Raw genomic sequence first — 22484 nt, 5'->3', positions numbered from 1 at the left:
GACTTAACTTCAAGTCAGCTGCAATCCATGACCACTGGAGTGGATGCTTGATGGGGTTAAGTAGGGAATCGCAACGTCTGTTGGCTGAAAGCAATACAAAAACCCGCAAGGGAAAAACAGGGGCGTTGTGATTATCCGTTGTGGATATCCGGAGAGCCGCTGCTTGATGCCTTAGTGATTATGAACAAGGGATTTCGTTCGCGCCATTTGAGGCTGGTTGTGGGCGATTCTGAGTGGACTCTATTCAAAGGGATTTACAAGACGTGACCGATCTTTAGTTTTACCAAATTCAATCTGAGTGATTTCGCGAGATCTCATTCGGATGTCCATTCTCTCGTAATGTCGTTGCAGGATCTTCACGTCATGACCAGCAATCCTAGACAACAGAAAGATGTCGGTCCCTTTAACAAGATGATCTTCGATGAAGGTAGACCGCAATGAATAAAGTGTATAAGGCTTTTTTGAGAACTTGTGACCTTTAAGTTGTGCTCCTACGGCATTCCTTGCTTTTATCCAGGCTTTGCCGAATTGATTGCGCTCCCATGGCCGCCAATCCTTCATTGGCTGTCCAAACACATGTGTATCCAAAGTTATCTCTGTTGGAATGTTGTTGTCCTTGATGTACTGACGTTGGAACTCAAGCCATCGCTGTAATTCTCTACCCTGATTACAAGGGATCTCCCTTGCCTGCTTCGTTTTTGATCTAACTGTGTTGATGTAGGTAACAATCCAGTCTTCCGTGCCTCCTCTTGACGTTCTTCTGGGTTCGTTTCGGAACTCAATCTGTTTCCACTTCAGCTTGATCGCCTCCTCAGGCGACATACCGCTGTTCTTCAAGAGAAGCGCAAAGTGCCAAAAAGCAGTTCTCCAGTAATGCCACTTGTGATTTGAGACCTCTTCCACCTCCTTGCGGAACGGACCACGAATCCAGTCAATGATCAGCTTCCAGTCCTCAGGGTTAATGGCTGGGTTTGCCATTAGGTCTGTCTGTCGGATCGGAAGCTTCCTAAAGAGTCCTTTGTCCGCAAGGAGTTCTGCTGGCATCAGGCGATGCCTGACCAGATAGTTCCTCAGGAAGTCGCGAATTTGAACGATTTCACGATTGATGCTTAAAGGAGTCGCATTCGCTCTCCACAGTGCGTAGTCCTGAAAGCTGTCAGGTCTGATCTGATTGCTTTGAACGACGTACTTGGATTCCAGGAAAGGGATGAGGTGCTTCCTGAGCGTTCGGATCTTGTTCCGGTGGGTCTCCTCCGTGATGTGACCTGCTTTAACCCGAAGTAGCTCCTCCTTTTCGAATCCTCCTAAGGCCGATTCGATGGTCAAAGACATTGGTTTGCGGACTGAGGAAGCGACGTATTGCTTTGCTGTCCCGGGCTGAAGCCTGAGAACGCCGCCTAGAACCGCCTCAGTGCCTGCCGAAGCAGCCTGCATCTGGAATGCCACGTCGGTCGCCGCCAACACGGCTTCCTCAAGCGTCTGGACGCCTTTGATGCGCTTTGTTCTGTACGACTTGGTCCCAGGGACCAACTCTCTGTAAAACCACCCGCCTGCACTGCTGCCAGAGGCGTACTGAACAACAGCTCCTCGCCCACTCAATACGACTTGCTTATGGGAAATCCGTGGCACGGACCTGGAGAAAAGTTAGTATTGGGTTGGTATTGAACAATTACAATACCGGACACCTTAGTTATAGGCTCATTTCAGCCAATCTTTGCTGAACTGCAGCATGCGTGGCCGGTATCGCCCCTGAATCCTATGGAGACAGCTCCACTTGATCCAAGTCTTCCGGGGGTTCGGCTGCTGCAGAGCTGGATTCGTGAACAGCTGCCACTCAGCATCGGGCTGGTTGGTCAGGAGCCCATCGAGGGGCGTCTGATCTGGCAGGACCCTGAATTTCTGGCCATTGAACGCATGGCAGCCAGCCGGCCCGTGCTGATCAATCGACGCCAGATCACTGTGATCCGCTCCCTCGGCTGAACACCAGGCATGTGGCACGATCGCAACCTTGCCGAGCGCTGGTTCCGTGAACGCTGCCAACCCTGCCGTCGACGCCAGTACGCAGAACGATCGTTACGACCCCGTAGCGCTTGAACAGCGCTGGCAGGCCAGCTGGAAAACCGATGGGGTGGATGCCACCGACGAGAACAGTGACAAACCTGGCTTCTTTGCCCTGTCGATGTTCCCGTACCCATCGGGAAGCTTGCACATGGGCCATGTGCGGAATTACGTCATCACCGATGTGATCGCCCGTGTTCAGCGCATGCGCGGACACTCTGTACTGCATCCCATGGGCTGGGATGCCTTCGGACTCCCCGCGGAAAATGCCGCGATCGAGAGGAATGTCGATCCTGGGGACTGGACCGACCGCAACATCGATCAGATGAGGGCGCAGCTGGATCGGCTTGGCTTATCGATTGACTGGAGCCGCGAGCAGGCGACCTGCCACAGCGACTACTACCGCTGGACCCAATGGCTTTTCCTGGAACTCCTTGAAGGGGGGCTTGCCTATCGCAAGAACGCCACCGTCAACTGGGATCCCGTTGACCAGACCGTTCTGGCCAATGAGCAGGTGGATGGCGACGGCCGATCCTGGCGCTCCGGGGCCCTGGTGGAACAACGCCAGCTGAACCAATGGTTCCTACGCATCACCGACTACGCCGAACCGCTTCTTAACGACCTTGACGCGCTCCAGGGCTGGCCGGAACGGGTACGCACCATGCAGGCCAACTGGATTGGCCGCTCCGAAGGCGCGGAAATCACCTTCTGCGTTGAAGGGGCCCAGGACCAGACGATCACCGTGTTCACCACCCGGCCCGACACCCTCGCCGGAGCGAGCTACGTGGTGCTGGCTCCGGAAAACGAGCAAGTCGACGACCTGACAAGCGCTGAGCAGAAGGGGGCGGTCGAAGCCTTCAAAAAAGAAGTGGCTCGGCTCAGCACGATCGAACGCACAAGCGATGACCGACCCAAGCGGGGTGTTCCCATCGGCAGTCGTGTCGTCAACCCCCTGACGGGAGCTGTTCTTCCGGTCTGGATCGCCGACTACGTGCTCGCCGAATACGGCACCGGGGCCGTCATGGGCGTGCCGGCCCACGATCAACGTGACATCGCCTTTGCCCAATCGAATGATCTGCCGATTCAGCAGGTGATCGATGCCGAGGGGGCTGCGGAGGCGATCGCCGCTGGTCAGGCCTGGACGGATCCCGGAACACTGATCAATTCAGGATCCTTCGATGGCACAGCATCAGCCGAGGCCAAGACCTCCATCACCAGCCATGGAGCGGAACAGGGTTGGGCCCGCAGCAAAGTCACCTATCGCCTGCGCGACTGGCTGATCTCCCGCCAGCGCTACTGGGGCTGCCCGATTCCTGTTATTCACTGCGATGACTGCGGCGCGGTAGCTGTCCCCAAAGAAGACCTGCCGGTGGAACTGCCCCGGGGCATTGATCTTTCTGGGAAGGGTGGCTCGCCCCTGAGTCAGCAAAGCGATTGGGTCAACGTGCCCTGCCCCAACTGTGGCAAGCCCGCCAAGCGCGAGACCGACACCATGGACACGTTTATGTGTTCCTCCTGGTATTTCCTCCGTTTTGCGGATCCCCACAACACCGAAAAGCCCTTCACCAAGGAGGCGGTGAACCGCTGGTTGCCGGTGAAGCAGTACGTGGGTGGGATCGAGCACGCGATCCTGCACCTGCTCTATGCACGCTTCTTCACCAAGGCGCTCAAGGATCGGGACCTGATTGACATCAACGAACCGTTTGAACGCCTCCTTACCCAAGGGATGGTTCAGGGAATCACCTACAGAAATGCGACAACCGGCAAGTACATCGCTCCTGCGGATGTGGCGGATCCAGAGGATCCCCGCGACCCCAACACCAACGACAAGCTGGAGGTGTTGTTCGAGAAAATGTCGAAGTCGAAATACAACGGCGTCGACCCTGCAGCCGTAATCGATCGCTACGGCGCTGATACGGCCCGCATGTTCATCCTGTTCAAGGCACCTCCAGAGAAGGATCTGGAGTGGGATGACGCCGATGTGGAAGGCCAGTTCCGTTTCCTGCAACGGCTGTGGAGGCTTGTTGAGGCGGGTGCCGCACGCATCGATTCCATGGAGCCGATGCAACGGTCGGATTCGCTTCATGAAGCCGACAGCGCCGTGCGTCGTGCCCTGCATCTCGCCATCGAAGCCGTCAGCGAAGATCTCAGCGATGAGATTCAGCTGAATACGGCGATCTCCGAGCTGATGAAGCTCTCCAATGCCATCAGCGCAACAGGCGTCGACGCCCTGAGTGAGCCTGTGTTGCAGGAGGCCCTCTCCGGCCTGGTTCGCCTCTTAGCCCCCTTTGCACCGCACTTAGCAGAAGAGTTCTGGAGCCGCCTCGGTGGAATCGGAAGTGTTCATCGCCAAACCTGGCCAGCCCTTGATCCGTCGGCTCTTATTCAAGACAGTGTTGAACTGGTGATCCAGGTGAAGGGCAAGGTGCGGGGCAAGATTCAGGTTCCCGCTTCTGCCGACAAGCAAGAGTTAGAACGGCTCGCCCTAGCCAGTGAAGTTGCCGAAAAATGGTTGGAGGGCGCCGCACCCCGGCGGGTGATTGTGGTTCCCGGGAAACTGGTCAACCTGGTGCCCTGATACCAGGCGCAATCAGTTCTTGCTGAACCGCATGGAAGCTGGTTTGCCCCAGTCCCCCTGAGCATTGAAACCCCGCTTGTTGCTGGTGAGATGACGCAGGATCCAGAAAATGGATTCATCGGTGCCATCCCCGAGGACCAGGCGGATCTCGTCGGCGGAACGGGCCACACCGTCGGCCAAGATCGCTTCCACACGGCCTTGCAGGTCGAGAATCGCCGCCGCTGCTTTTTTGCCTGCCTCAACGCCGGGCTGGTGGTAGGCATTGATGTTGACGAGTTCGCCGTACAGGCCAACGGCGCGCTCGAACAAGGCAATCAAGGAACCAAGGCGCCGGGCATCAAAACACCGCATGCTGATCGTCATGCTCTGGCGCCCACCCTCAGTGAGGGCTGAGCGGGTGCCCTGTAGGAATCCGTCAAGGAAGTCGCCGGGGCATTCGCCACCAATCACGGGGATGTCGCTGACATCCTCCAGAACCTCGATGAAGGTGGCGAAGAAGTTGTCGACACCATCACGAAGTTGTTGCACGTAGGCGTGCTGATCGGTGGAGCCCTTGTTGCCGTAAACAGCAATGCCCTGGTGCACCACCTCACCGTTGCGATCGAGGCGCTTGCCCAGGGATTCCATCACCAGCTGCTGGAGGTAACGGCTGAACACCTCCAGTCGATCGCGATAAGGCAGAACGACCATGTCGCGCTGACCCCGACCGCCGCCGGCGACAAACCAGGAGGCCGCCATCAGGGCAGCCGGATTCCGACGCAGATCCGCCTCGCGGGTGGCGGCATCCATCTGAGAGGCGCCAGCGAGAAAGTCGCGGATGTCGCAACCGATCAGGGCCCCAGGCAGCAGGCCAACGGCACTGGTGATGCTGGTGCGGCCACCAACCCAATCGAACATGTCGAATCGTTTGAGCCAAGCCTCGGACTGAGCTTGCTGATCCAACTTGCTGTTCAGCATCGTCACAGCGACAGCCTGACCAGCCCACTGGCCTCCAGCCGCTTCAAGCCGATGGCGAGCCTGCTCCAAGCCGAGATGCGGTTCGGGGGTGCCTCCCGACTTGCTCACAGTCACCACCAGCGTGCGATCCAAGCGACCATCAAGACCTGCCAGGACGTTGCTCATCCCGTTGGGGTCAACGTTGTCGAAGAAGTGGAAGGGAAGTCCCTGACCGGGGTTCTGCAGAGCTCGAATCATCAATGCCGGACCCAGACCGCTGCCGCCAATGCCGATCCAGAGCACATCGGTGAAAGCTTCACCGTTGGGAGCCTTGATCGTTCCGTTGATCACATCGCGCCCGAAGGCGGCGATCAACTCGATTTCCCTGGAGATGTGCTGCTGCAGCTCTGAGCTTGGAGCGAGTTCGGGAGTGCGCAGCCAGTAGTGACCCACCTGACGCTGTTCATCCGGATTGGCAATCGCTCCGGCTTCCAACTCCTGCATCGCGGTGAAGGCCTTGTCCATCCGCGGCTGCAACTGCTGCAGGTCTGCGGCGTTGACGTGCATCCGGCTGATGTCCAACCAGACCCCAAGATCATCGTGGTACCAGCTGAGATCACAGAAACGCTGCCATTGAATCTGAGCGTCGGAAGCGCTGAAATCCGGGAAGCTCATGCCGGGCGGGCGATGCAGTCTTGCTGAACGTATCCAGGATCTGACGGGATGCCCACGCAAAAGGACACCCCAGTTAGTTTCATGTCACCTTCCACTGACCGGTTTTCCAGCCCCCATGGCTGAGCCACTGCGATTAACGACTGCGCTTCTGGCGACAGCAGCAAGCTTTTGCTTGATCGGACAGTGGGCACAACCTGTCACTGATCGCGAGAATCAGGTGCCTGTGGTTGTCGAGGACAGACTTGAGCCAACAGACTTTTCACCGGAAGAACTGAAGCTGCTGCAACGGCGCTTCGGTGTGCATGGCCCCCAGACACAGCTTGCCCAGCTGTTCACAAACAGCGTCGATCAGCTCAAACCGCTGCGCTCATCAACCTTGAATCGCCTGCGGAAGCTGAAACCGGTGATCCTGCGCGAAGCAACGGCGCATCAGGTGAATCCGATGTTGATCACGGCCGTTCTCTTCGACGAGATCCAGCACTCCAAGCCAGGGGAGAGCCTCCCCTTCATCGCCCACTCCGGCCTGGTGAAGACCCATGGTCTTGCGCAGCTCGGCATTGCTGAGCTCATTCATCAGAACCGGCTTCCAGCGAACCCGACGCAGGAGGAAATCACCTGGGCCCGCAAACAGCTGCTGGATCCCGAGATGAACATCACTTTCTTGGCGGCGAAGTTCCAACGGCTGAAGCTTGCCCTTGGCCTGCCGGAGAGCTTGATGCTGCAGGCGAGTCGCTCGTATCTGGATGCCAAGGCAATCGCCACCCTCACCTATCTCCACAACGGAAAGCTGGATTACCCCGCTCGGGTGCTGGGCTACATGCAAGACCCTGAGCTGCACGGATTAATTTACGGCGGCCGCCAACCCAACCCAGACATCACGGTTTAGAGGCTGCTTGGGCTGGTCATTCGGAACAAGCCGGCTCCTCACCAAACCCAACCAAGCAAATGGCGTAGAGCTCAGGGCAAGAAAATGCACCATTGCTCTTCTGAGTCGTAGTCACGACAGCGAAGAACCAATCCTCAGTACTTTGAGATCTCAAAGGGCTCTGCAAGCGTTCTCAAAACGTGAGGTGGAACTGTTTGAAGCTCAGGAGCCTAGTAATTGCATCGAAAGCTTCCTGTTCTGAGCAGGAAGGTGTATCGATATCAGGCAGTGCTGCGCTCAGAAATCAAGGGGGTCCGAAGTATGAATCACGCAAATTGATAGCTAACCGGGAAAAAACCAACCCTTTTCCTTTGATCCGTGCCACGAGAAAAGAGGAGCCGTAAAGCTATTCCCATTCAAAGTCTCACTAGAATCGAAAGATTGGTTGTGGATTATTGCAAAACCTTAGGTAGAGCATAAGCTAATAAAGTTGATTACAAACGAATAAAATGAATAAGTTCAAGCTCACTGCCATCGCCGCGTTTTACTTGTCGGCAGCCCATTTGCTTCCCGCGCACTCCTCGGATGGGTCTGATGCTGCGGAATTGTGCAATACCAACTGCAAAATAAGTTATCTAGATGCCTTGTGGAGGTGTCAGCAGGACATTAGTGGGAACGATCCAGAATACTGCAAGCAAACGGTCACAAAACGCTTTCAAGTCTGTAAGGAGGGTTGCCCCACAGGCATTAGTTGTGATGATGCCACGCTCGATGACGTTGAAAAATTAGGGGATAAAGAACCAGGGGATCTTGCTGACGAGGGAAAGATAAGACCCGTGTTTGAAGGGGGGATGTTGACTGCCCTGGGCAACGAGTCCAGCGAACTTGATTTTAAGGTTCATCAACACAATAAAAACCCTGTTTTAGACGATTTGAAAGAAGCTGGGAAAATCGATACCAAAGGAGGAAGTAGAATTAATAACAATGGCTATCATTGGAGTTTCTCTGGCAATTTCTCGAATGGTTGGCAGATGGATACGCCATCGTTCTTGGCTTTTATAGGTAAGGGCATCACTGAGATGTCGGGCAACAATACCTATAAGGGGAAGACAGTCGTTAAAGAAGGGACTTTAAGGCTTGGTTCTCCTACGGGCATCCCAAATCAATCCGAAACAACAATTGAATCCGACGTTGATAAAGGGACTTTTGGAACGCTTGATCTCAACGATCTTGAAGATGTCAGTATCAATACGCTGACGCTCGCTGGCGGAACGCTTCAGAAAAGTGGTGATGGCGAGGCGAGCCTTGCGCGGGGATTTAGTTTGACATCAGATAGCACGATCGATGTTTCAAAACAAGGCGCATCCTTGTCGATTGATGGTGCGATCACGGGCAGCGCTGGCTTCACCAAGATTGGTGATGGTGTCCTTGAGTTAACAGCTCAAAATTCCTACAAGGGGGAGACAGTCGTTGCGGGAGGGACTTTAAGGCTTGGTTCTCCTACGGATATCCCATATCAATCCCCAACAACAGTTGAATCCGACGTTGATAAAGGGACTTTTGGAACGCTTGATCTCAACGATCTTGAAGATGTCAGTATCAATACGCTGACGCTCGCTGGCGGAACGCTTCAGAAAAGTGGTGATGGCGAGGCGAGCCTTGCGCGGGGATTTAGTTTGACATCAGATAGCACGATCGATGTTTCAAAACAAGGCGCATCCTTGTCGATTGATGGCGCGATCACGGGCAGCGCTGGCTTCACCAAGATTGGCGCTGGTGTTCTTGAGTTAACAGCTGAAAATAACTATACAGGTAACACGATCATCAGCGGTGGCCAATTAACTGTCAAAGAAGGAGGAAGCTTAAGCGACGAAACGAGGGTCGTTGTCAAAAAAGATGCTTACTACAATGTCTATTCATCAGACACTGTTGGCTCGATTGCAGGGGCTGGAAATATAGAGATTGCTAAATTCGAGACTTTGAGTGCAGGTAAGTTTGATTCTGAGTTTTCGGGAGAAATCTATGGCGATGATGGTAATTTCAGCAAGGTTGGGGGTGGTACGACAATCTTCTCTGGAAAAAATTCCTACAAGGGGGAGACAGCCGTTAAGGAAGGGACTTTAAGGCTTGGTTCTCCTACGGGCATCCCAAATATATCCTCAACAAGGGTTGACTCCGGTGCAACGCTTGATCTCAATGATCAACAAGATATCAGCATCGATTCGCTAACGCTTAAAAGCGGAACGCTTCAGAACAGTGGAGATGGCAAGGCGAGCCTTGCGAAGGGATTTAGTTTGGCTTCAGATAGCACGATCGATGTTTCAAAACAAGGCGCATCCTTGTCGATTGATGGTGCGATCACGGGCAGCGCTGGCTTCAACAAGATTGGCGCTGGTGTTCTTGAGTTAACAGCTGAAAATTCCTACAAGGGGGAGACAGTCGTTGCGGGAGGCACTTTGAAACTTGGCTCAGCTACGGGCATTCCAAAAGGCTCTAAGACAACGATTGAGAAAGACGGAACTCTGGATCTGAATGGTCAGAAAGATGTTGAGATTACTTCTTTGACCCTTGATCGTGGCACCCTTCGAAGTTCTTCTCGTCGAGGTCATACGACTTCTGAGTTAACTTCCGATTTGACATTAAAGGGGAATGCCGAAATTCATGTTGCTGCTGATAGCTTTCTATCGATTAAAGGGAATGTTCAGGGTGGCGGTGGTTTTAGAAAGACTGGTAAATCGAATCTAAGTCTGATGGGTGAAAATACATATTCTGGTGATACGCATATTCAAGAGGGTGCACTAGTTGTGGGTGGTCAGCTTTCTGATAAAAACCGAGTTATCGTTGATCTTGGTGGCAGGTATGTAGTTGACACCACTGATGAGATTGGGTCAATCGAAGGTTCAGGTGGAATTACCCTTGGCCAAGGAGGTAAGGCAATTATTCTCACTGCGGGGAGCTTGAATACAGATACAACTTGGTCTGGAACGATGGAGCGGCCAGCTGGTGGCTTCACGAAAGTTGGATATGGTACAACCACTTTCTCAGGTGTTAATATATACAGGGGGCCAACAACCATCGAAGATGGTGTCTTGGCCCTCGCCAATGCTCAAGGCATTGATCAGGAATCAGAAACGTTCGTGAAGGGAAGGGGTCGATTGGATCTGGCGTCCAATTCGATTGGCCGCGGTGAGTTCAAAATTAATCGCCTGGATATTACGGAAGGTGGCCAGGTATTTATCAGTCCGGTGCAGCCTCTTGTTTCACAAAGTATTGAACTGAATGCATATGAAGCTGATGCCGTTTTACCTGGCGGTATTGCAACGGTTCTGAATCGGAAAAATAATCCACCGATTCGTGTTTCTGACGAATTTGAGTTTGAAAGTGGCAGCTTGGTGGTTGGTATTCCACAGGAGCTTCAAAATATTGATCTTGATGATGATGGCAAGGCGGTGTATGAAATTATTGCCGGCAACGTTGATGGTGCAGAGAAGTTAGCGAAGAACACGTTTATCGTTGTTCAAGGTCAGAAAGGTGGTGGGGCTTACAAGTTTGAGGGCTTGGGTGAAGAAAATGCAGTCACTGGCATGGGTGCTGTGTATGAGGGTTATTTAGAAGAAGGTTCCCTCGATCTCGTCGTTCAAGTCAACGATAATTTGGAGTGTTTGCTTGATCCAGACAGTTGCAAGGAGGAAGGCACAGAGAAGCCTCCCGTGATTCCCCCGTTCCAGCCTCCAACGTGTGAGGGCGATGACTGCTCAGTCGGCAATGAGTTGCCGATTGTGGATGGCGATGGCGATGGCTTGCCGGATGTGATTGATCCGGAGCCTGAGAAGCCTTGTGAAGGTGATGAGTGTGATGTGAGCAATGAGCTGCCGGATACCGATGGAGATGGAGAGCCCGATGCCATCGATGAGGATGACGACAACGACGGTATTCCTGATGAGAATGATCCCGATGCTGATGGCGACGGCGAATTGGATGCTCTCCCCGGTTGTGAGGTGGGAGATGATTTGTGTGATGTGATCAGCGACATCCCCGGCGATGAAGATGAAGCTTGGGACGAGGAAGAAGAGGTGGCAGGGGAGATCATTGATGCCCTGCTTGATGGTTTGGAGAATGAAGAAATTGACCTGCCCTTGAGCTTTGATTTTGGTCAGTTGTCTCGGTTGGTGGGCAGTGGTTTGGCGCCGCGGAATGTGGATGCCGCGGGTCGTGGTTTAGCGCTGCATAACAACCTGCTGGTGGACACGTTGTTTGATCGCCAGCCGTTGCGTCAGTTCGAGGAACTGGTGGCAGAAGAGGTTGTTGAGGAGAGCGTTGTGGAAGACGAGGCTGTGATGGAGGAGGCAGCTCCTGTTCAACCGTTGTGGCTGAAGGCTGATGAGCTCAGTGATGGAGAAGCGGCTGAGTATGTGGAAGGTGCTGTTGAAGGCGTTGAGGTTGCAGAGGTTGAGGTTGATGATGCTGCGGGCAATGGTGATGCTGCTGTTGCGATCGAGGTTGAGGAAGGCGCCGTTGTTGTTGAGTTCGATGGCGTCAGCCTTGTTGATCTGAACGATGACGAGCTGGATCTGGCCAAGCGTGATGGCGTCAGCGCCTGGGTGAAGGGATTTGGCGGTAACAGCCGCGCTGATGAGTCGTCGATTTTGTACAACGACTACGACTTGAGCGCCTACGGCACCAGCTTTGGTGTGGATGTGGCGCTGAGCGAGACGTTCCAGATCGGAGCGTATGCCAATTACGGCGATCTGAATGTGAACCAGCACAGCGGGGAGACTGGCGGCGGCAGCTGGAACCCTGAGGGCTGGGGCGGCGGCTTAACGGCCCAGTACTCCACCCGACATTTCTATGTGCAGGGCCTGCTGGGGGCGAGTGAATTCAGCGGTGAACAGTCCCGCAACATCCTGAGGATCAACGAGGATCTGGGCGGGAATACTGCGAAGGGTGACAAGAGCGTCACCAGCTATCTGGGAGCACTGCGGATCGGTGCCCCGTTCAAGACCGGTGGCGTGGTGCTGGAACCCCAGGGCCAGGTGGTGTGGACCCGCAACCACGAGCAAGGTTTCTCGGAAAGCCATGGAACGGAGAAGAACCTGCGGCTGAAGTACAAGAGCCGCACGACCAACTTCGCTGAGACGGAGTTGGGGATGAAACTGTCGGTGCCGATCCGCACCGGTGAGCGGGGACTGCTGGTGCCGAGCCTGCGGGCAGCCTGGCTGGCGGATTGGAACCAGGCGAATGAGGGCCAGGAGATTGGCTACAAGTTCACCAACAAGACGGTGAATTTCGACTCCCAGCTGGGCACCGAAAACGGAGCGTTGCTTGAGGCTGGTCTGGATTACACGGTGCAGAACGTCAACGGCATCTCGGTGAAGTTGTACGGGCGGGGTGGCATGGAGTTCTGGGCGAGCGACCGGGGCACGACATGGCGCGCGAGCGGCGGTGTGACCTTCCAGTTCTGATTGCTGTTAGCAAGAGCTAAGCCCCATCCCTCAACTGAGGGATGGGGCGAGCCTTCATGCCTCCCCCAAATGGGGGAGGTGGAAGCCCCCCTATCTGTTGAAGCATTGATCCAGCACGGCAGATCGATGAAACAACTCCTACACCTGCTGGCATTTGGCCTGCTTGTCCCATCAACCGCACTCGCTCAGGTGGACGCCGAAGTGGCAGCACAGTGCAAAGACGCCAGGGATTTCTATGGCTGCGTGAGGGCCTTCACCACTCCGGTCCGGCGTTCCGATGACACTGCCCCTTTTGACGGCGTGATGGGGCAGGTGGCTGCAGGCCTGATCTCAGGCCCGAGCTACCGCAACGCACCCCAGACTTTCCCCCGGGGCATGAATCCGGCAGGTTTGGTTCAAGGGATCCTGCGGGGCGTCCTGCGCTGAACCGAAGCAGGCCCCAATCACTTGTGGCAACTCGCCCGGAACCGGTCGGAGCTGCTGGTGGCGGCGTGTTTGGTCTTGCGTCCGCTCACACGCTTGCGCCAAAGCTTGAACGACGACGCTTTCATTTGTTGCCGCATCAGCGCGATCACCTGCGGCTCGGAGAGTCCGAATTGAAATTCAATCGCCTCGAAGGGAGTGCGGTCTTCCCAGGCCATTTCAATGATCCGATCGAGATCCTCGCTGGGGAGCCTTGTCACCGAAGCCGTGTCAGGGATGCGAACGCTAACGACGCTTCAGGTCACGCAGAGGTCGCCAAGAGCCGCCAGCCGCACCTGAAGTTTCGACCAATCGAAGCTGCGTGGATCACCCCGTTCTCCGCCCAGATCCACATGGCGATGGGTCGTGATCGCCGCTGGAGGGAGATTGAAAGAACGGATCCAACCCGACAACACCAAAGCCAACGCGTCGTATTGCTGGGTCGTATAGCCGGCATGGGTGCCATTGGCGTTCGCCCCCGACGGCGGTGTTTCCAGGCTTAGGTGCAACGCGAAGTTGTTCACAGAGCCCTTGAGCTTCTTATTGGTGATCGCCCACTCACCCAGAAAAGCTGAAAAACCGGCGCCATAGGCGCGACTTAACGGGTCCACCAGATCCAGAACACGCCCGTCCTGCCCCACAAGCGTGTGGTAGCTCACCTGATCTTCATCCCGCGGGTGGGGAGTCATGAAGGTGTTCAAGGCGGAACCGAGTGAATACACCGTCTCGTGCAGCACCACCACCCTGGGAGTGGCATCAATCCGACGACCGAACGCGTCTTGGTCGTAGCGCTCACCGAAATTGGTGGGATCGATCTTCACGAATGCACGCCAGGAGCTTGACCGGGCATCGAGCTGGTTCAGACGGGACCGCAGCGCGGTGTCGACATCTGAGCATTGGCGAGCCAATGGAGAGCGCCACGAGCGCGACTTCGGCGGTAAAGGCACCGAGGAGGAGGGGTTCTCTTCCAATTGGCGACCGCGTTCCCTCCCCACCTGGTCGAGCAGCTCCATCAGGGACGGGCGAACCCCTGCATGGGACAGCCCACCTTGATCCACCAACACCCAGCCCACCAGGCCCAGAGCCAACGACCCTGCTGCTGCTGCAGTAATCGAGAGACCCCGATGCTCCTGAACGCGACTCCGAAGACCGCTCCAATAACGACTTAAACGATCTCGAACCATCGATCCCGCAATTGCCGTTGTTCCGTTGTGCACCCAGGATCCCAATCCAACGACCAATGGTCCACACCTTTGTCAGGAAACAACTGGGTCTCCTTCAAGAGACTGCGTCGCGCGTAGGTGACGCTCACGCAGTCCTGCTGCTCCAACAGAGACGGGAGATCGCTGCCGCGACGCACCCGATAGCCATTAATCGCGAGCAACTCATCGCCCACCACAAGCCCAGCCCGTTGGCCGGGACTCTGGCGCCGCACCCGCTGAATTAAGGCGGCACCATCTCCATCCTTGAGCGTGAGTCCATGGTCGGGATGCTTGAGCGGAACAGGATCCATCCGCAGCCCAAGAGCCTCCACGCAATCGATCAAGGGAAGAGCCTCAGGTTGATCCAGCCATTGATCCAGATCGGCCGCCAGGTCGGCATCCCATTGGGCCAAGGCGGCTTTGATGTCGTGGCGGCTGTAACCGCGAGCCTGACGGCCAAGCCTCAACCACAGTTCCCGCAGGATGGCCGCCATGGATTGACCACGCTGCCGTAGGCGCACATCCAGGCAGAAGGCCACCGCGGCACCCAATCGGTAGTAGCTGATCTGGGTATCCCGCGACGCTGGCGTGGCCTTGTACAGCTTGATCCAAGCCTCACGGGCACTGGCTGCCAGCGATTGAACGGAGCAACCAGGTGACATCAACACGCTGGAGAGCTCCTCCCCCAGATCCTTGAGCAGGGTCGGTCGATCCGAAAGCCCCGCCAGCAGGGGCAGGCTCAGGTCGTAGTAACTGGTGATCCCCTCGGCAAACCAAAGGCCCTCAGTGATCACCGCCTGTCCGTAGTCGTAGGGACGCAGCTCAACAGGCCGCAGCCGGCGCACGTTCCATTGGTGCAGGTATTCGTGGCCGATCAACTGCAACAGCTGCCGGTAGCCCTTGGGCTTGGCCAAGGCTGACCAACTGAACTGCAACACGGCACTGTGATCGTGCTCGAGGCCGCCATAGCCCTGGTCGAGCAGTTGCAGAACCAACTGATAGCGATCCCCAGCCGGAGGAGGAGTTCCCATCAATCGACAGGTTGCGCTGCAAACGCGCTCGATGTCGCTGAGGAAGTTCGGCGGCCAACCCTTGGGCGGAGTGCCGATCAACAGCAACTCATGGCTGCAGGCCTGCACCGTGAAGGGTTCCGCCTGAAAGGGACCGGCATGGAGCGGGCTGTCGACGAGGGCATCGAAATCCGCAGCGATCCACCCCTCAGGACTGGTTTCAAGCGGCAGATGCACACTCCAGTGCTCCGGAGCCTTCACCGCAACGCGGTGGGGCGACCAGCGGAAGCCATCGATATCCATCGCCACAGCGGCGAGGCAGAGCGAGGCAAAATCAGGGTCCAGCAACCCAGTGCGGACGGTCAGATCCCTTGCTTCAAGCTGATAGTTGAGCGTGAGCGGGCTCAGATCAGGAAGATCACAGAGCCACTGGTGGGGCGCCAAACGACGCACCGCGAGCTCTTCGCTGTTGGCGAGCAGCTCCAGGCTGTGGAGGTGCTGAGCGTGATCGCGCACCGTGTAGGACCCCGGGGTCCACACCGGCAGCTGAAAGGTCTGGCGCCTCGTCTGGGGTGTCCATTGGATGGACACACCGATGGTCTGCGTTTCGGGATGGCTCAGATCGAGCCTGATCTGAACCGGATCTGGCACGTCAGAGGGACTGCACGATCAGGTCGGCCGATCCCATCGCACCGAAACGCACCTGGTCCATGGCATGAAGCAGGGCATAGCGACGCGTCACCCGCTGCAACCGCTGTTCAAGCCCCGACTGGCGGCTGATCCGTTGAATGTCGCCATGCATCACGATCGTGCCGTCCTCCCGCTGGGTCCAGCCGAGGGGCATGGCATCTCCATGAACAGCAAGCACATCAACGATGTGGGAATCGTCAGCAAAACCCTGCAATTCGGTCGTTCGCTCAACACTGAAGCCCTCATCACGCAGGGCCCGCACAAGTCGCTCGAGATCGGTAAAGACAGTCGGCAGGATGGAGAGATGGGACATGGACCGGACCCCGCTTTGACTGACCCTAGCCACAACATTCGAGCTGACCAGGCCCCCTTGCAGCTGGGGGTGATGGCATCCGGAAACGGCAGCAACTTCGAAGCCTTGGCCCAAGCAATCCAGGCGGGGGAACTCAATGCACGAATTCAACGGCTGGTGGTGAACAATCCAGGCTGTGGAGCCCAGCAACGCGCCGAACGTCTCGGGATTCCTGTGTCGGTGCTCGACCATCGTCTGCTCAAGAACCGACGCGAGCTGGACGCCGAACTGGTGCACCTGTTCCGCGCCGACCAGGTGGAGCTGGTGGTGATGGCGGGTTGGATGCGGATCGTCACCGATGTCTTAATCAGCGGATTTTCAGAACGCTTGATCAACATCCACCCATCGCTGCTGCCCAGCTTCCGCGGCATGGACGCGGTGGGGCAGGCCTTAGAAGCCGGAGTGAAGCTCACCGGCTGCACGGTTCACATCGTCACCGAGGAGCTGGATGCCGGCCCGATCTTGGCCCAGGCCGCCGTCCCCGTTCTCGATGGTGATGACCACGCCACGCTTGCCAAACGGATCCAAGAACAGGAACACCTGCTCTTGCCGGCTGCCCTCGCTGGCCTGAAGCCAACCTGGCGTCAGGGATAGAACGACTGCAGAGGCAGACCCGTCTCAGGCGCGAGGCCAGCCATGAGGTTCAGGCATTGCACGCCCTGCCCCGCCTGGCCCTTGATCAGGTTGTCGATCGCACTCATCAACACCAGCTGGCCCGTGCGGGTGTCCACCTGAACTGACAGCAGGGCGCGATTCGTGTGCCGCGCCCATTTGGTGGCGGGGTAGGTGCCCACTGGGAGCACCTCAACGCAGGGATGGTGCCTGTAGATGGCGTCCAGAACGGTGGTGCAATCCTCAGCGGTGAGGCCGGGGTCGCGCAGTCGGGCATACACCGTTGAAAGCAGACCACGAACCATCGGCACGAGGTGCGGAGTGAACTGAAGACGAACCTCCTGCCCAGCCACCTCCGTCGCCATCTGTTCGATCTCTGAGGTGTGGCGATGACCGATCACGCCGTAGGGCGCAATGGATTCAGAGGCTTCCGCCAGCAACATCGCTTCCTTTGGCACCCGTCCACCACCGGAGGTGCCGGTCTTGGCATCAATCACGATGCCGTTCGTCTCAATCAGACCTTGCTTAAGAAAAGGGAGCAAGGGCAGCAAACTCGCGGTGGGGAAACATCCGGGAGCCGCCACCAACTTCGCCTCGGCGATCGCAGGGCCGTTCCATTCAGGCAGGCCATAGACAGCATTGCTGCAGAGCTCGGCATCCTTTCGATTGAGAGACCCGGCCTCCTTGGCATACACCTGAAGCCACTGGTCGAGGGAGCGGTAGCGGAAGTCGGCGGAAAGATCCACAACCCGCACACCCCGCTCCAGCAGTTGTGGCGCCAATTGACATGCCAGGCCGTTGGGAAGACTCAGAACGGCGAAGTCGGAGCAGGCCGCAATCCGGTCGGGGTCTGCCGATTCCACCATCGGGTCATCCGGCAGGGGCAGGAAGGAACAAACAGAACTCCAGCGTTGGCCGGCACTGCGTTCACCGCCGAGAAAACTGACGGAAAGACCCGGGTGTCCCTGCAGCAGGCGGATGGTCTGGAGGCCGCCATAGCCGGAGGCGCCAATGACAGCAACCCGTCCGCCCTTCAACGTTGCCATCGCTTCAACCGCCGACGCTTTGTTGCCTGCCATTGAATCAACCAACCAACGGCTGATCGTACAGAGATCAATAATGAGGTCATCAACCGGCGACCAGGCTCCTGAACCCCAGTTCCCTTGACCCCGCGAACGATCCCATCGCGTTTGATGCCATCAGCGATGCCCTCGCGGCGATCCGAAATGGTGAGTGCATTGTCGTGGTGGACGACGAACAGCGGGAGAACGAAGGTGATTTGATCTGCGCAGCCCAGTTCGCAACTCCAGAAGCGATCAACTTCATGGCCACCGAGGCGCGGGGCCTGATCTGTCTCGCCATGGAGGGACAACGGCTGGATGAACTCGATCTTCCGCTGATGGTGGATCGCAACACCGACGCCAACGAAACGGCCTTCACGGTGAGCATCGATGCCGGAATTGAGCATGGGGTGACCACTGGAATCTCCGCCGAAGACCGCGCCGCCACCATTCAGGTGGCGCTCAATCCGGCCACGCGGCCGGCTGAACTGCGCAGACCCGGGCACATCTTTCCCTTACGCGCCCGCCCTGGTGGCGTACTGAAGCGCGCTGGCCACACTGAAGCCGCCGTCGATCTGTCACAGCTGGCAGGCCTCAGCCCTGCGGGGGTGATCTGCGAAATCCAAAACAGCGATGGCTCGATGGCCCGGCTGCCGGAGCTGCGCAGCTACGCCGATCGGTGGGGGCTGAAGCTGATCAGCATTGCGGATCTGATCCGTTACCGGCTGGAGAACGAGCGGTTTGTCCGCCGACTGGCCCAGGCACAGATGCCGAGCCGTTTCGGGACCTTCCAAGCGGTGGGTTATCGCAACGAACTCGATGGTTCTGAACATGTTGCTCTGATCAAGGGCGAGCCGAATGCCCTGCGTGAGCCCGTACTGGTGCGCATGCATTCCGAATGCCTCACCGGTGATGCCTTTGGCTCGCTGCGTTGTGACTGCCGGCCCCAGCTGGAGGCGGCATTGCGCCAGATCGAAGCGGAAGGGGAAGGTGTAGTCGTCTACCTGCGGCAGGAAGGTCGTGGCATCGGCCTGATCAACAAACTGAAGGCCTACAGCCTTCAGGAAGCAGGTTTAGACACCGTTGAAGCCAATGAACGCCTCGGCTTCCCAGCGGATCTCCGCAACTACGGCGTCGGCGCCCAGATTCTCTCTGACCTGGGCATCCATCGGCTGCGCCTGCTCACAAACAACCCGCGCAAGATTGCCGGACTTGGTGGCTATGGCCTTCAGGTGGAAGAGCGGGTGCCGCTGGTGATGGACCCAGGCGTTCATAACGCCGACTACCTAGCGGCCAAGCGGGAGAAGCTCGGACATCTCTTCGAATCTGAGAGTCCTTGTGTGGTTCTGGCGCTGGCGGTGAACGTTGGCCCGGAAAGCTGGCCCACCATTCGCTTGGAAGTGGAGGGAATCGCGCATCGCCATGGCTTCAGCCTCGAGGCCCTGCATGAGCCCCGTCTGTTGGCGCTCTGGGACCGTCCGCAATTCGTCTGGAAACTGTCCCCAGATGGTGGAGATGCCAGCCCTCTGCTGCAAAGCCTGGCGGCCCTGGCGGCTACCGAACGGGTAGGACTTATGCGGGTTCCGACCGAGCGGATGGCACTGCACCCGCCCCAGAATCTTGAGCGGGTGGAGCATCAGCTCAATGAGCTGATCGACATGAGCAGTGACGGACTGATCGAAAACGGCCCGTCACTCCTGCACTGGACGCGGCGCTGATCAGCCCTCCTGGATCGTCACTTTGTTGATCCGGGAGCCGTTGGAGAGCTTCAACACCACATCCATGTTGCCGGTGTGGCCAAACACCGTATGAACACCGTCGAGGTGGGACTGTGCCTCATGGCAGATGTAGAACTGCGAACCACCGGTGTTGCGGCCGGCATGGGCCATGGCGAGGGTTCCGGCCTGGTGCTTCTGCGGGTTGATCTCGCAATCGATTTGGTAACCGGGACCTCCGGTTCCAGCCATACCGCGGGCGCCCTCACGGCTGTTGGGGCATCCTCCCTGGGCCATAAAACCTGGGATCACCCGGTGAAAGGCCAGGCCGTCGTAAAAGCCGTCTTTCACCAGCTTCACGAAGTTGGCGACAGTGTTCGGGGCATCGGCATCAAATAGCTCGAGCTCGATCAGGCCTGCTTCGGTGTCCATCAAGGCCTTAGTCATGATCGCGCGAGCAAAACTGGAGTGTAGTGAGAGTAGTGGCATGGCAGATCTCGAGGGAGCCCGGGTTGGCGTCATCGGCGGTAGCGGCCTGTATTCGATTCCCGGCTTAAGCCAGGTGGAAGAACGTGCGATACCAACACCGTTCGGGACGCCATCCGATCAACTGCGATTGGGAGAACTTGAGGGGGTCGAGACCGTCTTCCTGGCCCGCCATGGCCGGCATCACCAGCTGCTGCCCAGTGAAGTTCCCTACCGGGCCAACATCTGGGCGATGCGGTCGCTGGGGGTGCGCTGGTTGATCTCCCTCTCCGCGGTTGGATCACTTCAGGGCCATTTGCATCCGCGGGACATGGTCGTACCGGATCAGTTCATTGACCGCACGCGTCAAAGGCCATCCAGTTTTTTCGGGAACGGCTGTGTGGCTCACGTCAGCCTTGCCGAACCTTTCTGCCCGCAGTTAAGTGCCCTACTGGCCGATGCTGCCGAGAGGGGCTTGCCGAAGGGGCAAAAGCTGCATCGCGGAGGAACGTATCTCTGCATGGAGGGCCCCGCCTTTTCCACCCAGGCCGAAAGCAAGCTCTACCGCTCCTGGGGTTGTTCAGTCATCGGGATGACCAATCACACCGAGGCCCGCCTGGCCCGGGAAGCCGAATTGGCCTATGCCTCCCTGAGCATGGTCACCGACTTTGACTGCTGGCATGAAGACCATGACGCGGTCTCTGTGGAGATGGTGATTAGCAACCTGCAGGCCAATGCCTCGGCCACCGAACCGATCCTGAGCGGTTTGATGCAGCAGCTGAAGCAAAAGCCTCCTGCTTCGACGGCCCACACAGCCCTCGCCAATGCCTTGATCACGCCCAAGGACCAGGTGCCTGCCGAGACCCGATCAAAGCTCGATCTGTTCACCTCCCCTTACTGGGGATCGTTCGATCAGTCCTCCATCAGCTGAGGTCCTTCAGCTGAGCTCCGCAGGAGGCCAGTGCCGAGCGAAGCTGCTGGTCATGCTGCTGAAGCAGCGCACATGCCTGGTCGACAGGCAAGTCAGCAGACGCCATCAACAAAGCGAGTTTGACCGATCCGCCGGCGTCCTCAAGCAGCGTCAGCCCACGCTCCCGCTCGACACCGGCCAGATCCCTCAGGATCCGCAGCGATCGGTCCACCAACTTGCTGTTGCTTGCGGCTACATCCACCATCCGATTCCCATAGACCTTGCCGAGCTTCACCATCACGGCGGTCGACAGCGTGTTTAAGGCAAGTTTTGTGGCCGTGCCGGCCTTCATCCGCGTGGATCCAGTCAGCAGCTCAGGGCCGGTGAGCAGACGAATGTCGATATCGCAGGGAAGGGGAGCCTGTTCCGTCGGAACACAGGCCATGGCAATCGCCAGAGCGCCAATGCTTGTCGCAAACGCCAGGCCGCCGCGAACGTATGGCGTGGTGCCACCTGCGGCGATCCCCACAAGACAGTCCTTGGAGCAAAACCCCCGCTCCTCCAGGTCAGCCCGACCGGCAGCCTCAACATCCTCGAGCCCTTCGGAACTGCGCAACAGCGCTGCTGAACCACCAGCGAGAACCCCCTGCACCTGCTCGGGATCACTGCAAAAAGTGGGTGGGCACTCCGCGGCGTCCAAGACCCCCAGCCGGCCTGAGGTGCCAGCACCGAGATAGAAGAGACGACCGCCGGCACGAAGTCGCTCAGAAACGGCATCAACGGCCTGAGCAAGGTCAGGAGCGGCCGCGGCGACAGCCTCTTGGGGACGCCGATCCTCGTCCGCAAACAGGGCGACGAGCTCGAGGGTGTCGAGTTGATCCAACCGTGAACTGCGCTGATTGCTCTGCTCGGTCAGCAGATGGCCGCGGTCGCTGGAGGGCTGGAGATCAGGGTCAAACAGGGCCATGGTTCAGAGCAGGCCCTCCAACCGCCGACGCAGTTCATCGAGTTCAGGATTTGACTCGGGCTCGGTCTCCAGTCCCTGGCGCGCAGGTTCAGCGGCGTGTTGTTCAGGGTTGGCGTTGTCAGGGATTGGGTTATCAGGGTTGGTGTCGTCCTTCCAGTTGCTCACATCGCGGTTGCTCTGCGGCGGCGCCATGAACAGGCGCTCCTCGTCATTGCTCGGCACAAAACCCGACTCGATCACGCGGGCCTCATAGCCGGCCTCACGACAAAACAAATCCACGTCTTCTCGGTCCAGGGCCTCCACCGTCGGGACCGGAAAGTCCTGCGCCTCCAGAAGGCCGGCATAACGCTCGGCATCGTCGGGGTTCTCAAACAGAAGAACCACAGTGCGTCCGGCAATTTCAAGCGAGTGGATGCCTTCACTATCCGTACCGGCATCAAAGAGCAGGACGTGGACGCGCATCG

General features: G+C 57.5%; 18 protein-coding genes. 8 read left to right on the top strand and 10 right to left on the bottom strand.

From position 1 onward, the window contains the following. Nucleotides 1-240 precede the first annotated feature (240 nt). On the bottom strand, nucleotides 241-1461 hold the full coding sequence (locus DXY29_RS00965; RefSeq protein WP_136987695.1) for a tyrosine-type recombinase/integrase: 1221 nt from the start codon (nucleotides 1459-1461) through the stop codon (nucleotides 241-243). Between the two features lie 297 nt (nucleotides 1462-1758). Between DXY29_RS00965 and DXY29_RS00960 the strand changes: the two genes are divergently transcribed. Beyond that, nucleotides 1759-1980 carry a hypothetical protein gene (locus DXY29_RS00960; protein WP_115022083.1) on the top strand — a complete coding sequence of 74 codons (222 nt, stop codon included), beginning with the start codon at nucleotides 1759-1761 and terminating at the stop codon, nucleotides 1978-1980. Nucleotides 1981-2026: 46 nt separating this feature from the next. Then, nucleotides 2027-4636, top strand: a complete 2610-nt coding sequence (leuS, locus tag DXY29_RS00955; RefSeq protein WP_170952071.1) for a leucine--tRNA ligase — start codon at nucleotides 2027-2029, stop codon at nucleotides 4634-4636. Nucleotides 4637-4648: 12 nt separating this feature from the next. On the opposite strand, the gene DXY29_RS00950 is transcribed toward leuS, so the two are convergent. Continuing rightward, on the bottom strand, nucleotides 4649-6247 hold the full coding sequence (locus tag DXY29_RS00950; protein WP_115022080.1) for a glucose-6-phosphate isomerase: 1599 nt from the start codon (nucleotides 6245-6247) through the stop codon (nucleotides 4649-4651). 115 nt (nucleotides 6248-6362) lie between these two features. On the opposite strand from DXY29_RS00950, the gene DXY29_RS00945 reads away from it, so the two are divergent. The 3 genes from DXY29_RS00945 (at nucleotide 6363) to DXY29_RS00935 (ending at nucleotide 13000) form a co-directional block, all read left to right on the top strand. Next, nucleotides 6363-7133, top strand: a complete 771-nt coding sequence (locus tag DXY29_RS00945; protein WP_115022078.1) for a helicase DnaB — start codon at nucleotides 6363-6365, stop codon at nucleotides 7131-7133. Between the two features lie 488 nt (nucleotides 7134-7621). Then, a complete protein-coding gene (locus DXY29_RS00940) occupies nucleotides 7622-12574 on the top strand; it encodes an autotransporter outer membrane beta-barrel domain-containing protein (protein ID WP_115022077.1) in 4953 nt (1650 codons plus the stop codon). A 126-nt stretch (nucleotides 12575-12700) separates the two neighbouring features. Next, a complete protein-coding gene (locus DXY29_RS00935) occupies nucleotides 12701-13000 on the top strand; it encodes a hypothetical protein (protein ID WP_244279263.1) in 300 nt (99 codons plus the stop codon). A 17-nt stretch (nucleotides 13001-13017) separates the two neighbouring features. Here the strand turns inward: DXY29_RS00935 and DXY29_RS00930 are convergent, their stop codons facing one another. Genes DXY29_RS00930 through DXY29_RS00915 form a run of 4 tightly spaced genes read right to left on the bottom strand, consistent with a single transcriptional unit; the run spans nucleotide 13018 to nucleotide 16251 of the window. Then, nucleotides 13018-13257, bottom strand: coding sequence for a TIGR03643 family protein (locus DXY29_RS00930; protein WP_115022075.1), 240 nt, complete (start codon nucleotides 13255-13257; stop codon nucleotides 13018-13020). Nucleotides 13258-13293: 36 nt separating this feature from the next. Further along, a complete protein-coding gene (locus DXY29_RS00925) occupies nucleotides 13294-14220 on the bottom strand; it encodes an N-acetylmuramoyl-L-alanine amidase (protein ID WP_115022073.1) in 927 nt (308 codons plus the stop codon). Then, the gene (locus DXY29_RS00920) at nucleotides 14202-15899 is read right to left on the bottom strand and encodes a M61 family metallopeptidase (RefSeq protein ID WP_115022071.1); all 1698 of its coding nucleotides are present in this window, start codon (nucleotides 15897-15899) and stop codon (nucleotides 14202-14204) included. The genes DXY29_RS00925 and DXY29_RS00920 overlap by 19 nt, the downstream gene beginning before the upstream one ends. 1 nt (nucleotide 15900) lies before the next feature. After that, complete coding sequence (locus DXY29_RS00915; protein ID WP_115022070.1) at nucleotides 15901-16251, bottom strand: DUF1257 domain-containing protein; 351 nt, start codon at nucleotides 16249-16251, stop codon at nucleotides 15901-15903. A 72-nt stretch (nucleotides 16252-16323) separates the two neighbouring features. Between DXY29_RS00915 and purN the strand changes: the two genes are divergently transcribed. After that, nucleotides 16324-16884, top strand: a complete 561-nt coding sequence (purN, locus tag DXY29_RS00910) for a phosphoribosylglycinamide formyltransferase (protein ID WP_371411053.1) — start codon at nucleotides 16324-16326, stop codon at nucleotides 16882-16884. Here purN and argC read toward each other — a convergent pair. Continuing rightward, complete coding sequence (argC, locus tag DXY29_RS00905) at nucleotides 16875-17948, bottom strand: N-acetyl-gamma-glutamyl-phosphate reductase (RefSeq protein WP_170952075.1); 1074 nt, start codon at nucleotides 17946-17948, stop codon at nucleotides 16875-16877. The genes purN and argC overlap by 10 nt on opposite strands. Nucleotides 17949-18085: 137 nt before the next feature. Between argC and ribBA the strand changes: the two genes are divergently transcribed. Then, a complete protein-coding gene (gene ribBA / locus DXY29_RS00900; RefSeq protein ID WP_170952074.1) occupies nucleotides 18086-19681 on the top strand; it encodes a bifunctional 3,4-dihydroxy-2-butanone-4-phosphate synthase/GTP cyclohydrolase II in 1596 nt (531 codons plus the stop codon). Here the strand turns inward: ribBA and DXY29_RS00895 are convergent, their stop codons facing one another. Further along, nucleotides 19682-20125, bottom strand: coding sequence for a peptidylprolyl isomerase (locus DXY29_RS00895; RefSeq protein WP_115022066.1), 444 nt, complete (start codon nucleotides 20123-20125; stop codon nucleotides 19682-19684). 40 nt (nucleotides 20126-20165) lie between these two features. On the opposite strand from DXY29_RS00895, the gene mtnP reads away from it, so the two are divergent. Continuing rightward, nucleotides 20166-21074, top strand: a complete 909-nt coding sequence (mtnP, locus tag DXY29_RS00890; RefSeq protein ID WP_115022064.1) for an S-methyl-5'-thioadenosine phosphorylase — start codon at nucleotides 20166-20168, stop codon at nucleotides 21072-21074. Here mtnP and murQ read toward each other — a convergent pair. Both murQ and DXY29_RS00880 read right to left on the bottom strand, forming a co-directional pair. Beyond that, the gene (gene murQ, locus DXY29_RS00885; RefSeq protein ID WP_115022062.1) at nucleotides 21067-22020 is read right to left on the bottom strand and encodes an N-acetylmuramic acid 6-phosphate etherase; all 954 of its coding nucleotides are present in this window, start codon (nucleotides 22018-22020) and stop codon (nucleotides 21067-21069) included. The genes mtnP and murQ overlap by 8 nt on opposite strands. 3 nt (nucleotides 22021-22023) lie before the next feature. Beyond that, on the bottom strand, nucleotides 22024-22482 hold the full coding sequence (locus DXY29_RS00880) for a DUF3110 domain-containing protein (protein WP_115022061.1): 459 nt from the start codon (nucleotides 22480-22482) through the stop codon (nucleotides 22024-22026). Nucleotides 22483-22484 lie beyond the last annotated feature (2 nt).

This window comes from Synechococcus sp. UW69, assembly GCF_900474185.1.
In the GTDB taxonomy this organism is placed as follows: domain Bacteria; phylum Cyanobacteriota; class Cyanobacteriia; order PCC-6307; family Cyanobiaceae; genus Parasynechococcus.
This window is presented reverse-complemented; position numbering and strand designations above follow the sequence as displayed.